We start from the raw sequence: 14,388 nt of genomic DNA on the forward strand, positions 1-14,388 counted from the left end.
GAGCGGTGATCACCAACCCCGGAACTGCAACCACCAGCCATAGCCCACCAAGCTGCTGGCCAGGACCAGGCAGGCCATGGCTGCCAGTCGTTGAATCGGTGATGCAGTCATCTGCTCCAGGCGTTTCCAGCCCAGCCACAGGCTCCATGCGATCGCCAGCACCAGCAACCCAGCCCGTGCCGGCTGTACCCATTCCAGCAGCAGCCCTTCATAACGCAGCAGTTTGACCGTGGTGGCTGACAAGCCGAGGAACAACCCTGCACCGCCAAGGGGCGTGAGGGTGATGGCTAAGGGCCAATATTGTGCAGGATCACCCGAGAGTCTTGCCGCCAGGCGCATCAGCAGCATCAATGACATGCCCAGCAGCAAGGCACTCATGCCCAAATAAACGACGATGCAAAAGCCATCGAGCCAACTGAAGCTGTCATTGAGTTGCGGATAGTGGGTCAGCAACCACCAAGGTGCGTTGTCCTGCAGGGGCCACAGCTGGTCGTGCGTCACCAGCCATTGTGCCAGTGCCTGTTTCAGGGCAATGAACCAGGGGCTGACAGTCCACTGAAAGGCCCCCATGGCCAGGCCGATGACACCGAACAGCAATAAGCGAACATCCCAGGGCGAGAGCGTGTCAGCGCGTGAGTGAAGAATTTCTTCGTTACTGGAGCGAGCAATCAGGCGCACCGCATCGCGCTGGCCGCTGCAGCGACCACAGGCGTGGCAATCGGCGGCGCCGCGCAGGCGACGGATGTCCAGCAAGGGCGCGCAGTTGGGGGCGGGCGGCGCGGCGCAGGATTTTCCAGCCAGCGTTGTTCGTCCACCCGAAAGTGCACCGGCGCCAAGCGGGCGAGCAGGGCGAAGACTCCACTGACCGGACACAGGTAACGGCACCACACCCGTTTGCCGCGGGCGAACAACAGGCCAACGATCACCGCAGCGACGGTCGAGCCCCCCAGGATCAGCAACGCAGCCTGGGCATAGTCGTACACGCTGATCAACTGGCCGTAGATTGTGGTCAGGCAGAACGCCAGGGTCGGCCAGCCAGCCCAGCGCAACCCGCGCGGCATGCCCAGGCCTTTGCCGTAGCGACTGGCCCATTCACTCAAGGCGCCTTCGGGGCACAGCACGCCACACCAGAGTCGCCCGAACAACACGATCGAGAGCAACACGAACGGCCACCATACCCCCCAGAACAGAAACTGTGCCAGCAGCGTGAGGTTGTCGAACAGACGCGCCTGGCTGCTGGGCAATGGCGACAGGGCCGGTACCACCAGCAGCACTGCGTAGAACAGCACCACCGCCCATTGCACGGCGCGAATGCTTGCACCGTGGCGCCGCATGCCGTCGCCCAGGCGCTGGAGCCAAGGGTTCAGGTCGGACATGGCAGGTCTTGCGCCTTGTGTGGCCGCAGCCAACCCGCAACGACGCCCCAATAGCAGAGCCATACCAGCAACGTCAGCGCGCTGGGGCTGGCTCGATAGCCGGTGAAATCAGCCAGGAACCCACCGAAACCGTGGCCGTCGTCGAGGATCGCGCTGCTGTCCCAAAGTGCCTCGCCAATGCCGCGATACACCGCGTCGGGCCAGTCCATACCGAGCAACTGCCCAGCGACCCGCTCGATACCGCTGACCAACAACGCCGCGCCCAACAGCAGCAGGATTGCTTCGCTGATGGCAAAGAACCGCGGCCATGAGATGAACCGGCGACTGCTGTGCAGCAAGGAAACGGTCAACAGCGCCAGCGTCAGGCCAGCGATTGCCCCGACGGCGAACAGCCCCAGTTGCGCCCCTTGCAAGCGGGCGCCGGCGCCATACAGGAAGACCACAGTTTCACTGCCTTCGCGGCTGACCGCCAGCAATGCCAGCACCAGCAGGCCCAGGCCGCCCTGGCGGCTCAGGCGCTGGTCGGCGTGGCGCGCCAGGTCCTGTTTCAGCGTCCCCGCGTTGCGGTGCATCCAGCCGACCATTTGCACGATCAGCAGACTCGCAACCAGTGCCAACGACGCCTGGAACCATTCGTTGGCCGCGCCGCTCATGGCTTCGCCGGCCAGCAGAATCAGGCCGGCCAATACGCCGGAAAGCAGCAAGCCCAACGCCGCGCCGGCCCATACGTAACGCAGCAGTTGGCTGGCCTGTTGCTGGCGGCCGACCCAGGCCTGGAGAATACCGATCACCAACAGCGCCTCGACGCTTTCGCGCCAGACAATAAACATCGATTGAGTCATGCAAACGCCTCCTGCTGACCGATTACTGGGCCAGGATGCCGCCCTCGGGCAGTTGCGGATTGAATTCATCGAAAAACGGATAGTGCCCGGGGCGCAGCGGGTGAATCACTACGAAAGTGGTGACACCCGGGGACAGCACTTTTTCCACCCGCAGTGGCGTGCTCTCGAACTCCGCAGGACCCTGGCCGACGTTTTTCAGCACGATCTTGAAGCGCTGCCCGGCGGGGACTTCCAGCAGCGGTGGAGTGAAATGCCCGTCGCGAATGCTCAGCTCGTAAGTCGGCAATTGGGCATGGGCGCTTGACGGCAACATCAGGCCGGCCAGCATCAGCCAGGCCAAGTGTTTGCAGGTCGGGCGATTCATCCTCAGTACCCGCCTTTTTTACCGATCCCGGCGTAGACGAATTCGTAATGCAGTTCACAGCGCTCGAACCATGGCGCCACGCCGGTTTCCTTGTCGGTATGACGGCCGAGGGAGCCATGGCCGCCGGGCGGCAGGACGGTGAAGGTCAGTTGGTATTTACCAGGGCCGAGCAGCTTCACGTTGTCGCCATAATGGGGGCCGTCATTGGCGACCATGGCATGGAAGTCACCCTTGAGCTCGGTGTCGTTGCCTTGTTTCTTCAGTTGGAACGACACATTGAGGTAGGGCACGAAACTGCCTTCCTGGAAGCCCTGCTGGTTGTCCGCCGTGGCGCGGATGTCGGCTTCCAGGTGAACGTCGGAATCGGCCGTGGCCCGCATCATCCCGGCCGGGGCCATTTCAATCGGCTGCAGATACACCGCGCCGACTTCCAGCCCAGGGCACAGTTGCGGTTCGCCGATGGGGTATTCCTTGGCCTGGGCCAGCGGTGCGAGAAACAGCAGGGCGAGGGACAGAGGGGCAAGCGTGCGCATGATGACTTCCTGGACGACGTAAAAGATGGCCGAGTCTAGGAGGCTTCGCCGCGAATAATAATGATTCTTGTCAATTTTCAGCGTTAATTCACGCTCGCCAGCGGCAGTTCACTCAGGCACGGCGGTTCTTGATCATGGTCAAGGGCCACTGCGCCCCGACGCGGTAGGGTACGGGTACACCCATCGTTATACGGGGTCGTCATGGCAAAGCCATTTCCCATCAGTCCCAAGCATCCCGAGCGCATTTGCTGGGGTTGCGATCGTTACTGCCCGACCAGTGCGCTGGCCTGTGGTAACGGTGCCGATCGAACGATGCACCCGGCCGAGATGATCGGCGAGGACTGGTACCTGCATGGTGATTGGGGGCTGGAGCTGGTGGACATTACGGCCAAGGTCATCGACCCAAGCGCAACCCACCTGAAGGAATGAAATAAACCTGTGGCGAGGGAGCAAGCGTCCTCGCCACAGTGGATCACACGGGGCTTACAGCTTCGGCAACTGCCCAATCCGCCCCATCATCTCGGTCACGATCTGCAGGTCCAGCAGGAACTGCTCGACCGTCTTGAACTCGTTGTCGTTATGCCCGGTGTACTTGACGTCGGGCATGGCCAGGCCGAACTGTACGCCGTTGGGCAGCTCATGCACCGAAGTGGCACCGGCAGAGGTGCCGTATTTGTGTTCCATGCCCAGGTTTTCACTGGCCACGGCCAACAGCGCCTTGACCCATTCACCCTCAGGGTTGCGATACATCGGCTCGTCGATGGAATAATCGAAGGCCACGGCGACATGGGACTTCTTGCTCCAGGTGGCGAGCTTATCGGCGATTTCAGTCTTGAGGGTTTCGGTGGACTTGCCGACCGGCACCCGCAGGTTGACCGCCAGCTTGAAAGCCTTGTCATCCATGCCGACATAGGTCAGGGACGCGGTCAGCGGGCCCATGAACGCATCGGAAAAACCAATGCCCAGTTTTTTACCCAGGTAGTCCAGGCCCCAGTTGTCGGCGGCGTAGCGCGCGGCATCGGTGATGTGGTTGTGCTTGAGCGCGACCTTGCCGTCCAGGCCGTTGATGAAGTCCAGCATCCGCGCCACCGGGTTGACGCCTGACTCGGGCTCGGAGGAGTGCGCGGACACGCCGGTGAAGGTCAGTTGGACGTCCTTGCCGACGACGTTGGTGGCGACCTCGAAATTGCCGCCATTGCGCTTGGCATAGTCGGTACCGGCCTTGAGCAGGTTGGCGGCCAGTTCGGTGGGCTTGTCGCTGGCAAAGGTGGCCACCGAGGTCGATGGAATCTGGTTGGTGGCCAGGCCGCCGGTCAGCGCGGTGATTTCCGCGCCTTTACCCTGTGCGCTGCGCCGAGCGAAGTTCGCCATGACCGTGCCGTAGCCTTTTTCGGCAATCACGACGGGGTAGCCGCCATCCAGCGCCAGGTTGTAGTTGGGCGTCGGGTTGCGTTCGAAGTAATAGGGAATCGCGTCGCCGCTGGTTTCCTCGGTGGTGTCGACCAGCAGCTTGAAGTTCCTCGCCAGTGGCAGCTTCTCTTCCTTGATGATTTTCATGGCATAGAGCGCCACCACGATGCCGTTCTTATCGTCTTCGGTGCCGCGGCCATACATGCGGTCGCCCACCAGGGTGACCTTGAACGGATCAAGGCGGGTGCCGTCTTTCAATACCCAGTTTTCCGGCGTCACCGGCACCACGTCGGCATGGGCGTGAATGCCGACGACTTCGTCGCCGCTGCCTTCGAGGGAAATCTCATAGACGCGGTTGTCGATGTTGCGAAAGTTCAGCTTGAAGGACTGGGCCAGGTCCTTGATCTTGTCCGCGATCTTGAGGAATTCGGGATTCTCGTGCTGAGCAACGCCGTCCTTGCGAAAGGTCGGGATCGCTACCAGCTCTTTCAGCGTCTCGGTGGCTGCGCTGCCGTACTTCACCCGGGCATAGAGACCCAGCAGGCGATGGATTTCGTTCTGCTGTTCAGCCGAAAGCGCCTTGTTGTCGAGGAAGGCGCTGATGGCCGGGCCAAGGTTGGCGGGCTTGGCGACGTCACTCTTGGCCACGCTTGCCAGGAACTGCCTGAAGTCGGTGGCTGAGGTTTCAGTGAAGGTCTTGACGATGGCTGCGCTCTGTTGCGCGCTGATATTGGCGAATGCTGGCGTGGTGATCGACGCGAGGCTGGACAGAATCAGGGTGGTCACGGCCAGGTGCTTGAGGGAGAAGTCCATTGCTGGGGGCATTCCTTTGCAGGCAGTTGAGAGGGAAGTGTCTGATTTGATGACACAAACCCTTACAACCTAACACCACGGGGAAGCGGCGGGGGAGTCCTGAAAGATGATCTGTCGCACAGCAAAGCAAAAACGGCGCAGAAATGAAAAATGGTGTGGGAGCGGGCTTGCTCGCGAAGGCGGCACATTCAACATCAATGCAAGCAGACCCACCGCTTTCGCGAGCAAGCCCGCCCCCACAAAGGATTTGTGCTGAGCACAAATCCTGGGATTTGCTCAATGCGGCGCGCGAGGAATCGTCTTGAGCAGGTCTTCAGGGCTGATGTAGCCGACCACTGGCTGCGCTGTGCTACCCGGCAGCGGCAGGTCAAGGATATGGCCCTTGATCTTGCCGACTACATGCATCTCGCAGGGTTTGCAGTCGAACTTCAACGTCAGCACTTCATCGCCGTGTATCAGCTGCATTGGCGCAACCTTGGTACGCACGCCGGTGACGCCCTTGGCTTGCTTGGGGCAGAGGTTGAACGAGAAACGCAGGCAGTGCTTGGTGATCATCACCGGCACTTCACCGGTCTCTTCATGGGCCTCGAACGCGGCGTCGATCAGCTTCACGCCGTGGCGATGATAGAAATCCCGGGCCTTCTGGTTGTAGACGTTGGCGAGGAACGACAGGTGCGACTCCGGGTACACCGGTGGCGGATTGGTCTCGGCCTTGCGGCCACCGCGCGGGTGGGCCTCGATGCGGGCGGCGGTCAAGGCTTCGATGACTTCGCGACGCAATGCCTTGAGCTGCGAATTGGGAATGAAGTACGCCTGGGGCGCATCCAGCTCGATCGCGGTGGCGTGGTATTCGGTGGTGCCCAATTGGCCCAGCAGGTCGTGCAGTTGCTCCAGGGCCTGTTCCGGCTTGTTCGCCAGGCCAAATGGTCCATCCAGGGCGACGCTGGCGCTGATGCCTTCCTCGCTGGTGGCGGTCAGTTCCAGGCGTTCTTCGCGCAGGCGCGCGACCCACGTCAGGCCCACACGACGCTCGGAGGACGTCTTGAGCAGCGCTTGTTGCCAGTTGTGGTCCAGGTTACGGCTCAACGGATGGTTGGGGCGCAATTGGTACATGCCGGCGGGCATCTCGTTGGGCTCGACGCGGTAGCGATAACGCTTCTGGCCGTCCTCCTCGAACTCGCCCTTGGGCTCGGCGATGTTGGCCCGAAAGCCCACCACTTCACGCTTGACCTGCACGTTCAGGCCGTCGCCATTGGACAGCGGATCAAAGGTCACCACTTGCAGGTCGCGCTTGCCGACTTTCTCCACTACACCCACTGGCACGCCAGTAAAGGTCGGCGAATCGAAGGCGCCGATGTCGATCTTGCGCTCGCTGACGAAGTAGTCGGTGCTGCCACGATGGAAGGTCTTGTCCGGATCCGGCACGAAGAAGTGTGCGGTGCGGCCACTGGAGGCGCGGGCCAGGTCTGGGCGGTCTTCGAGGACGTCGTCCAGGCGCTGACGGTAATAGGCGGTGATGTTCTTCACATAGCCCATGTCCTTGTAGCGCCCTTCGATCTTGAACGAACGCACGCCGGCTTCCACCAGGGCGCGGATGTTGGCGCTCTGGTTGTTGTCCTTCATCGACAGCAGGTGTTTTTCGTAGGCGACCACCCGACCCTGGTCATCCTTGAGGGTGTAGGGCAGGCGACAGGCCTGGGAGCAGTCGCCACGGTTGGCGCTGCGGCCGTTCTGGGCGTGGGAGATGTTGCACTGGCCGGAAAACGCCACGCACAGCGCGCCATGGATAAAGAACTCGATGGCCGCTTCGGTCTCGTCGGCGATGGCGCGGATTTCCTGCAGGTTCAACTCGCGGGCGAGCACCAGTTGCGAGAAACCGGCCTGGTCGAGGAATTTTGCCCGTGCCAGGGTACGGATGTCGGTCTGGGTGCTGGCGTGCAGCTCGATGGGCGGGATATCCAGCTCCATCACCCCCAGGTCCTGGACGATCAGCGCATCGACGCCGGCATCGTACAGTTGGTGGATCAACTGGCGGGCCGGCTCCAGCTCGTTGTCGTGCAGGATGGTGTTGATCGTGGTGAACACCCGGGCGTGGTAGCGATGGGCGAACTCCACCAGCCGGGCAATATCGCCCACCTCGTTGCAGGCGTTGTGACGCGCGCCGAAACTCGGGCCACCGATGTACACGGCGTCGGCGCCATGCAGGATGGCTTCGCGGGCGATGGTCACGTCGCGGGCAGGGCTGAGCAGTTCCAGATGATGTTTGGGCAAGGACATGTTTTTTTAGTCGGGCTGGTCACGGTCGAAGCGCCCATTGTAGCCGTCAGGCGCCTGACAGGCACCTGTGGACTTGGGTTCGCATGATGTGGACCGATGCGCGGCTGTCCGGCGGGGTTTATCCCTGGGACGCGCCAGCGCTGCACCAGCGATTTCGCCCGGTGTTTTTCGCCAGGTACAAAAAGGCGTCAGCGGCCTTTATCAGCATGGCTGGGGTCATATCCTCGCTGCCCGGCTGGCTGATGGTAATGCCCGCGCTGGCCGTGACGATGCCCAATGGATGATCAACGTGCTCGATGTTCAGCGCCCTGATGGCTTCCAGGATCTCTTGGGCGATCTTGGTGGCGCCTGCGCTGTGGGTGTGGGGAAGCAACACGGTGAACTCTTCGCCACCGTACCTCACGGCCAGGTCACCCGGTCGCTTGATGGTTTTCTGGATCGCACCTGCAATCGCGCGCAGGCAGTCGTCCCCGGCAGCGTGACCGTATTTGTCGTTGAAGCGTTTGAAGTAATCGACATCGAGCATGATCAATGCCAGGCAAGAGCCGTCGCGCTTGGCCCTGCGCACCTCATCGGCCAATGCGGTGTCCAGCCGCCTGCGGTTGCCCAGCCCGGTCAGGCTGTCGGTCAGTGCCATATCCCGCATGACCTGGTGGGCGCTGCGAATCTGCTTCTCCATGGTCATCCGGTAGCGCAACTGACTCAGCACGATGAGCCCGAAGCCTACGAGTATCACGATCAGGAAAATCAGGACAAAGCCGGTCTTGAGCAGGTCACGACGCCAGGGTGCGATGATCGACTCCCGGGACAGGCCGGCTTCTACCACCAAGGGGTAGGTGGTCAAGGCCCGATAGCCGTACAGGCGCTCAGTGTCATCGACGACAGCCCTGGCCTCTGCGACGCCCTGGTTTGAAGTGGGCAGGTGTTCTCTGAAAATCACGCTATTGAGCAGGCTCTTGCCGACCACCGAGGCCACGAACGGCCGACGCACCAGGATGGTTCCACTGCGCATGGCCAGGACCAGGGCACCCTTGTCGTCGATCTTGAAGTCACCGTAGTAGTCCACGAAGTAGCTGACCTTGACTGTTCCCAGCAGCACACCGGCGAACGAACCATCGGGGTTGTTCAAACGACGGGAGATAGGGATGATCAGGTCGTTGGTGGATCGGCTCTTGATCACTTCGCCGATGCGCACGCGTCGATCCGCGTGGGTGCGGTGGTACTGGAAGTAATCGCGGTCGGCGTTGTTTGCCGGTTCCGGAGTCACTTCCTTGTCGGTGACTACCCACTGCCCGTCGGGGCCGTAGATAAACAGCCCGTGCAGTTGCGGCATGATGGCGGATTGCTGGACCAGCAGCTTGTGGATGCGCGGGATGTCGATGTTCTGGAGTCCGTCACCTTCCACGCGCTCACTGAGGGCGGCAGTCACCACATCCACTTGGCGGATGGTGTCCTCGGCATGCTGGGCCGTCGCCCGCGCCAGGTTCGTCACCGAGTCGCGTGCCGACGCAAAGGCCGCGCGATAATCACGCCACGTCCGCCAGCCTTCAACGGCCAGGAAGGCGACAATCACCACCAGCATGAAGCTCACGGTGAGCCGCAACGCTGCTCCGGCCCGGGCCGACTGGGGAGAAAAGGCTTCATCAGAGCTTTCAATCTTTGGCTCTGGCCGTTTGCGTCCGAGCATCAACATTTCCTTCTACGACGGGTCTGCGCATGATTGATGCGCAGCCTATCTTATTCGATTTCAGCACGTTAGCTAGCTGAGACGCGGCCGGCAGGGGGCAGCGACACTTGCGGGTCGATATCAAGCAATAAAGTAAGGACACAAACGCCCGTGGTTAGTGCCTAATACCTTTCGGTCAAGCCGTGCCGCGCTATAAGGTTTGCCTGAGTCATTGTGGTGCGGGAGTCCGCTCCCGTCGGGCTGCACGGCAGCTGCTGTTTTTTGCGAGGGAACCGCTCATGAAAGTTGGCGTCATTTCCGATACCCACGGCCTGCTCCGCCCGCAAGCGCTGGTAGCGTTGGAGGGCTGTGAACAGATCATCCATGCCGGTGACATCGGCAACCCCGGGATCCTGGATCAACTGGCGTCCATCGCGCCATTGCACGTGGTGCGCGGCAATAACGACCTGGGGGCCGATTGGGCCGGGCAACTTGCCGATCGCCTGCAATTCGAGCTCTGCGGGTGGGCGGTTGTGCTGGTGCATGACATCGCCGATGTGCCAGCAACGCTCGAACCGGGCGTGAAACTGGTGATCACCGGCCATTCCCACAAGCCAGGCATCGAGTGGCGCGGCGAGCGCTTGTACCTCAACCCCGGCAGCGCCGGCCGGCGGCGGTTCAAGCTACCGGTGACGCTGGCCTTGCTCGAGGTGAGTGCAAGTGCGATAGACCCGCGGATCGTTCAATTACTGGAGTGACGAACGCGTCTACCTGAAGTACTTGTCGACGTAGGCCTGGATTTCCTTGCGCATGAAGCGCCCGGATTCATCCGCCCGTTCTTCCCAGCCGAACACACAGGCAGTGACGATGCCGTCGAAGCCAGTCTTGGCCAGTTCGCTGAAGAACAGGTCCCAGTCGATCTCGCCCTGGTGCATGTCCATGTGCTGGTGGACGGTGACTTTGGCGCCAGGTGGGTTGACGATGTAGCGCAGGCCTGAGGAGGCCTTGTGGTTGTAGGTGTCGGCGATGTGGACATGGGCGATCATTGACCCGGCCTCGGCGATCATGGCCTTCATGTCATCGCCGAAATAGAAGGTGTGCGGCGTGCAGTAAAGGAACTTGACGTTGTCCGAACCGATGGTCTTGAGCATGTCCAGGGCCGGGTGCAGTGTCTCGCACCAGTCTTCCGGGTGGGGCTCGACGTTCAGCGTGACCCCCTCGCTTTCCAGGATCGGCACCAGTTCCTCCATCGAGCGCCACCACGCCGCTTCGCTGGACTCATGGCTGTGCAGCCCCCCGCAGCAGCTGACTTTGTGCCCGCGATCCGGTGAAGGCCCGCGACCGAACTCCGAATTCATGGTCGTGCAGCCCATCTCCACGGCGACCTGGATGGCTTCTTTCCAGTAATTCACCGCCGCCCGGCGTTCGTCTTCGTGGGGGCTGGCCCAGCGGTACATCGGCAACAGCGAGGCCAGTTGCAGGTTATGGTCGCGCAGGGCTTTCTTGAATTGGGCGATGCGTTCCTTGTGGGCGCGGGGGCGCACCCACCACGGCAGGAAGTCTTCCCGTGGCGACAGCTCCAGGTATTCGTAGCCAAGCTCGGCGGTCTTGCGGCACAGATCCGGCAGGCCCAGGTGGCGGTGCATGTAGGGGTCGAGTGCGATTTTCATTGTTGTTCTCCGGTGAGCATTGGGGGCATTGTCTTTTCGATTGCAGGTAAGTCGCCCGCTCAGTAGGCAACCCAGGCCGCGTCCTTGTCGGCTGATTCCACACAACGTTCGACCCAGCGCACGCCTTCGACGCCGGCGTTGATGTCGGGGTAATGCAGGGCGGCCAGTGCCTCGCTGTCGCCACGGTCGGATGCGTCCATGGCCAGGGCAAAGCGGCGATAGAGATTGGACCAGGCTTCGAACAACCCTTCGGGATGGCCGCCGCCGATGCGATCGTCCTGCTGCGCGTCGGGGTGCAGGTAGCCCATGCCGCGCTCCAGGACCTGCGCCGGTTGGCCCTGGATTTCGAAACTCAGCTGGTTGGGCCGTTCGTCCCACCATTCAAGGCTGGCCCGGGAGCCGATCACGCGGATCTTCTGCCCGTGCATGGACCCTGCGTTCACCGCGCTGGACCAGACCGTGCCCATGGCGCCGCCCTCGTATTCCATCAAGGTGTAGGCGTTGTCCTCCAACGGGGCGCGGCTGGCGACGAAGCTTTGCCGACTGCACATCAGTCGTTTGATCTTGAGGTCGGGCAACATCACTTTGGCCAGGTACAACGGGTGGGTGCCGACATCCCCCAGCACGTAGCTGGGCCCGGCCTGGCGCGGGTCGACACGCCACTGGGTGGCCTGGTTCTGCGTCTCGACCGGCGCGCTATGGAAACCATGGGCGAACTGCATGTGCACCATACGCACGTCCCCCAGTTCGCCCGCCGCGATCATCGCCCGGGCCTGTTCGATCAACTGGTGCCCGGCGTAGCCGTAGGTCAGGCCAACGATGCGGTCCCTGGATTGCGCCAGGGTTCGCAGCGCCTCAGCCTGTTCGAGGGTGAAACACAGTGGTTTTTCGCAGACCACATGCAGCCCGGCTTCAAGGGCGGCCCGGGTGATAGCGTAGTGGGTACCATTGGGCGTGGCGATTGACACTGCCTCGATCCCATCGGCACGTTGTGCTTCCAGTTCGAACAGGCTCAGGTAGTCCGAATAGCAGCGCGCGGGGTCGATGCCCAATTGCTCGCCAAAGGCCCGGCCGCGTGCAGGGTCGATATCCAGCGCCGCAGCGACCAATTCGAAATTCCGGTCGCGCAGGGCGGCCGAGCGGTGGATGTAGCCGATCTGGCTGTGCTCACCGCCACCGACCATGGCCCAACGGATGGGCCGGGTAATTGTCTTGCTGCCATTGATCATGGGGCTGTCCTCATGTGATCAGAAACCGATTCGGGCCAGGTAGGCGCGGCTGGCCGCTACATCGTCCAGGCTGGTCCCGGCGTTGCGCGGGTCGCGTTCCTGTTCGACGGTGATGCAGCCTTGGTAACCCAACTCATGCACGAGGTTGTGCAGCGCTGGGTAGTCGATGACGCCGCGTCCAATGGGGCACATGACGCCCCGGGCGCAGGCGGCAAAGAAGCGGATGTGTTCGTTCAACACCTGGTCGAAAACCACCGGGTCGATGTCTTTGAAGTGCAGGTAGTCCAGGCGATGAGCGTAGGTGCGCAGCGACGCGACCGGGTCCATGCCTGCGTAATAGAGATGTCCGGTGTCCAGGCACAGCCCGGCGACTTCGTCGGGGATGTCGTCCACCAGGCGTGCCAACTCGTCGGCGAACTCGATGTAGCCGCCAGCGTGGGGATGGACGACGGCGCGGATGCCGTATTGATGCCAGGCAATGTCAGCGATGGCGCGGATGTGCGCCATCATGGTGTTCCAGCGCGCATCGTCCAGGCGTGGCGCGCGGTCCGAGTGCCCGGCGGCGTAGTCGCGCTCGTCGTGGCCCCAATCGATGATCACCAGATAGGGGCCGGCATGGCGCTGTCCGGTTTGCTTTTGCGGGGCTGGCAATTGCTTGAGCAGCGCGCAGATGTTGTGGGTCTGGCGCAGCAGCTCGGGCAGGTTGGCGGGGGTGACGAGGTCGTCGAAGATCGTCCCGGCGATCACACGCAGATCGTGTTCGGACAAGGCTGGCCCGACGGTTTCGGCGTCCAGCGGCAGGTAACCATAGGGGCCCAGCTCGATGCCGCGATAGCCAGCCTCGGCTGCTTCGCCAAGCACGCGGCGCCACGGAGGCAGGAAAGGGTTCTTGACGTCATCGACGCCCCAGCAGCAAGGCGCGGTGCAGATGTGGATCGTCATGGGGCACTCCGGCTGTGTTTGTTTTTATGTGCTTGGCCTGATGCTATTGGGTTGCCGGGGAAGGGGCCATGGGTGGATGGCTTAATCTGTCAAAACCCCTTATGATGCCCAATAGAGGTGTCAAAACATGTCAGAGAAGTCACGTCGTAAACTGCGTCCCACGATGGCCGATGTCGCTCGGGAAGCCGGAGTCAGCCTGTCCACCGTAGACCGGGTGCTGAACCTGCGCGCTGACGTGCGCGCCGACACCGCCCAGCGCATCGCCGCGGCTGCCGCGCGGTTGGGGTTTCATGCCAAGGGCGTTATCGAACAGCGGGTGCTCAACGACCGCCCGACCTTGCGGCTTGGCTTCCTGTTGCAGAAAAGTGGCGTGCCTTTTTACCAAGGCCTTGCCCACGCGTTGTCAAATGCCGCCGTAACCTGCACGCGAGCGCGGATTCGGGTGGTCATCGGCTATTTGGATGAGCTTGACCCGATCACCGTGGCGCAGCGCATCTCGTCCTTGCGCGATCAAGTGGACGGCCTGGGCGTGGTGGCGGTGGACCATCCCAGGGTGCGCGAGGCGGTCGCACAACTGCGCGAGACGGGTGTTTCGGTGGTGGCACTGCTGTCCGAGTTGTCCAGCGCTACCGGCACCGGCTATGTCGGGTTGGACAACCGGCTCACCGGGCGCACGGCAGGCTGGTTCGTCAGCCGCCTCGCCGGCCAGCCCGGCCCGGTGGCGGTCATGCTCAGCAGCCAGCGTTTCCAGTGCCAGGAGTTGTGCGAACTGAGCTTTCGCAGTTATCTGGCGGAGCACTCCAGCGAATGGGAACTGCTCGCCTCGCGCCTGACGCTGGAGGACGATGAGTTCGCCTATGGCAACACGTTGGACCTGCTCACGGCAGAACCTGATCTTGTCGGGCTTTATGTGGCTGGAGGTGGTATAGCGGGGGTGTTGCGGGCTTTGCGCGATCTCAAGGACCGACAGCTGCGCTTGCCCATCGTGGTGTGCCATGACCTGACGCCACTGACGCGTGACGCGTTGAAGACGGGGCTGGTCCAGGCGGTGCTGTCGCATCCTGTCGCGGCCATGGCCGAACAAGCGGTCGAAGCACTGGTCGAGGCAGCAACAGCCACGCCGCCAGGCTCGGCGTCAAGGCGGGTGGTGCCACTTCAGATCGATGTGTCGGAAAGCATATAGCTGCACATACGATCCGGTTTATCCATTCTGCGAAATGATCCTCGTGACCACTAAGTCAGCGGAGTTTTCTTTAAAAGCTGTAC

General features: G+C 62.1%; 12 protein-coding genes and 1 pseudogene. 3 read left to right on the plus strand and 10 right to left on the minus strand.

Annotated elements, in window-relative coordinates; genetic code table 11:
- Positions 1-9 precede the first annotated feature (9 nt).
- The 4 genes and pseudogenes from EPZ47_RS13140 to EPZ47_RS13155 all read right to left on the minus strand — a co-directional run bounded on the left by EPZ47_RS13140 (position 10) and on the right by EPZ47_RS13155 (position 3,115).
- A pseudogene (locus EPZ47_RS13140) lies at positions 10-1,376 on the minus strand (4Fe-4S binding protein).
- On the minus strand, positions 1,364-2,218 hold the full coding sequence (locus tag EPZ47_RS13145) for an FTR1 family iron permease (protein ID WP_135845162.1): 855 nt from the start codon (positions 2,216-2,218) through the stop codon (positions 1,364-1,366). The pseudogene EPZ47_RS13140 and the gene EPZ47_RS13145 overlap by 13 nt, the downstream one beginning before the upstream one ends.
- A gap of 22 nt (positions 2,219-2,240) precedes the next feature.
- Positions 2,241-2,582 carry a cupredoxin domain-containing protein gene (locus EPZ47_RS13150; RefSeq protein WP_135845163.1) on the minus strand — a complete coding sequence of 114 codons (342 nt, stop codon included), beginning with the start codon at positions 2,580-2,582 and terminating at the stop codon, positions 2,241-2,243.
- Between the two features lie 2 nt (positions 2,583-2,584).
- Positions 2,585-3,115 (minus strand): iron transporter, encoded by a 531-nt coding sequence (locus EPZ47_RS13155; RefSeq protein ID WP_135845164.1) that lies wholly within the window; start codon positions 3,113-3,115, stop codon positions 2,585-2,587.
- A 201-nt stretch (positions 3,116-3,316) separates the two neighbouring features.
- On the opposite strand from EPZ47_RS13155, the gene EPZ47_RS13160 reads away from it, so the two are divergent.
- Entirely contained in the window at positions 3,317-3,544 is a 228-nt protein-coding gene (locus EPZ47_RS13160) for a DUF3079 domain-containing protein (RefSeq protein ID WP_028237016.1), read from the plus strand.
- A 54-nt stretch (positions 3,545-3,598) separates the two neighbouring features.
- On the opposite strand, the gene EPZ47_RS13165 is transcribed toward EPZ47_RS13160, so the two are convergent.
- The 3 genes from EPZ47_RS13165 to EPZ47_RS13175 form a co-directional block, all read right to left on the minus strand.
- Positions 3,599-5,338 carry a dipeptidase gene (locus tag EPZ47_RS13165; RefSeq protein ID WP_135845165.1) on the minus strand — a complete coding sequence of 580 codons (1,740 nt, stop codon included), beginning with the start codon at positions 5,336-5,338 and terminating at the stop codon, positions 3,599-3,601.
- Positions 5,339-5,614: 276 nt separating this feature from the next.
- Positions 5,615-7,615, minus strand: coding sequence for a peptidase U32 family protein (locus tag EPZ47_RS13170; protein WP_135845166.1), 2,001 nt, complete (start codon positions 7,613-7,615; stop codon positions 5,615-5,617).
- Positions 7,616-7,733: 118 nt separating this feature from the next.
- Positions 7,734-9,302 (minus strand): sensor domain-containing diguanylate cyclase, encoded by a 1,569-nt coding sequence (locus EPZ47_RS13175; protein ID WP_135845167.1) that lies wholly within the window; start codon positions 9,300-9,302, stop codon positions 7,734-7,736.
- A 278-nt stretch (positions 9,303-9,580) separates the two neighbouring features.
- Here EPZ47_RS13175 and EPZ47_RS13180 point away from each other — a divergent pair, with 278 nt between their 5' ends.
- Positions 9,581-10,039 carry a metallophosphoesterase family protein gene (locus EPZ47_RS13180; protein WP_135845168.1) on the plus strand — a complete coding sequence of 153 codons (459 nt, stop codon included), beginning with the start codon at positions 9,581-9,583 and terminating at the stop codon, positions 10,037-10,039.
- 9 nt (positions 10,040-10,048) lie between these two features.
- Here EPZ47_RS13180 and EPZ47_RS13185 read toward each other — a convergent pair whose 3' ends face one another.
- The 3 genes from EPZ47_RS13185 to EPZ47_RS13195 are packed head-to-tail and all read right to left on the minus strand — an operon-like array spanning position 10,049 to position 13,122.
- Complete coding sequence (locus EPZ47_RS13185; protein ID WP_135845169.1) at positions 10,049-10,951, minus strand: sugar phosphate isomerase/epimerase family protein; 903 nt, start codon at positions 10,949-10,951, stop codon at positions 10,049-10,051.
- A 59-nt stretch (positions 10,952-11,010) separates the two neighbouring features.
- A complete protein-coding gene (locus tag EPZ47_RS13190) occupies positions 11,011-12,180 on the minus strand; it encodes a Gfo/Idh/MocA family protein (protein ID WP_135845170.1) in 1,170 nt (389 codons plus the stop codon).
- Between the two features lie 18 nt (positions 12,181-12,198).
- Positions 12,199-13,122: a TIM barrel protein gene (locus EPZ47_RS13195; protein WP_135845171.1), complete on the minus strand. Its 924-nt coding sequence runs from the start codon at positions 13,120-13,122 to the stop codon at positions 12,199-12,201.
- A gap of 127 nt (positions 13,123-13,249) precedes the next feature.
- Between EPZ47_RS13195 and EPZ47_RS13200 the strand changes: the two genes are divergently transcribed.
- Complete coding sequence (locus EPZ47_RS13200) at positions 13,250-14,305, plus strand: LacI family DNA-binding transcriptional regulator (protein WP_135845172.1); 1,056 nt, start codon at positions 13,250-13,252, stop codon at positions 14,303-14,305.
- The last annotated feature ends 83 nt before the right edge of the window (positions 14,306-14,388 follow it).

It is taken from the genome of Pseudomonas viciae (assembly GCF_004786035.1).
GTDB classification, from domain to species: domain Bacteria; phylum Pseudomonadota; class Gammaproteobacteria; order Pseudomonadales; family Pseudomonadaceae; genus Aquipseudomonas; species Aquipseudomonas viciae.

Bases quoted from the DNA above. Each gene is read 5' to 3' on its own strand.
- EPZ47_RS13145 (WP_135845162.1), bottom strand. From the start codon at position 2,218: ATGACTCAATCGATGTTTATTGTCTGGCGCGAAAGCGTCGAGGCGCTG.
- EPZ47_RS13150 (WP_135845163.1), bottom strand. From the start codon at position 2,582: ATGAATCGCCCGACCTGCAAACACTTGGCCTGGCTGATGCTGGCCGGC.
- EPZ47_RS13155 (WP_135845164.1), bottom strand. From the start codon at position 3,115: ATGCGCACGCTTGCCCCTCTGTCCCTCGCCCTGCTGTTTCTCGCACCG.
- EPZ47_RS13160 (WP_028237016.1), top strand. From the start codon at position 3,317: ATGGCAAAGCCATTTCCCATCAGTCCCAAGCATCCCGAGCGCATTTGC.
- EPZ47_RS13165 (WP_135845165.1), bottom strand. From the start codon at position 5,338: ATGGACTTCTCCCTCAAGCACCTGGCCGTGACCACCCTGATTCTGTCC.
- EPZ47_RS13170 (WP_135845166.1), bottom strand. From the start codon at position 7,615: ATGTCCTTGCCCAAACATCATCTGGAACTGCTCAGCCCTGCCCGCGAC.
- EPZ47_RS13175 (WP_135845167.1), bottom strand. From the start codon at position 9,302: ATGCTCGGACGCAAACGGCCAGAGCCAAAGATTGAAAGCTCTGATGAA.
- EPZ47_RS13180 (WP_135845168.1), top strand. From the start codon at position 9,581: ATGAAAGTTGGCGTCATTTCCGATACCCACGGCCTGCTCCGCCCGCAA.
- EPZ47_RS13185 (WP_135845169.1), bottom strand. From the start codon at position 10,951: ATGAAAATCGCACTCGACCCCTACATGCACCGCCACCTGGGCCTGCCG.
- EPZ47_RS13190 (WP_135845170.1), bottom strand. From the start codon at position 12,180: ATGATCAATGGCAGCAAGACAATTACCCGGCCCATCCGTTGGGCCATG.
- EPZ47_RS13195 (WP_135845171.1), bottom strand. From the start codon at position 13,122: ATGACGATCCACATCTGCACCGCGCCTTGCTGCTGGGGCGTCGATGAC.
- EPZ47_RS13200 (WP_135845172.1), top strand. From the start codon at position 13,250: ATGTCAGAGAAGTCACGTCGTAAACTGCGTCCCACGATGGCCGATGTC.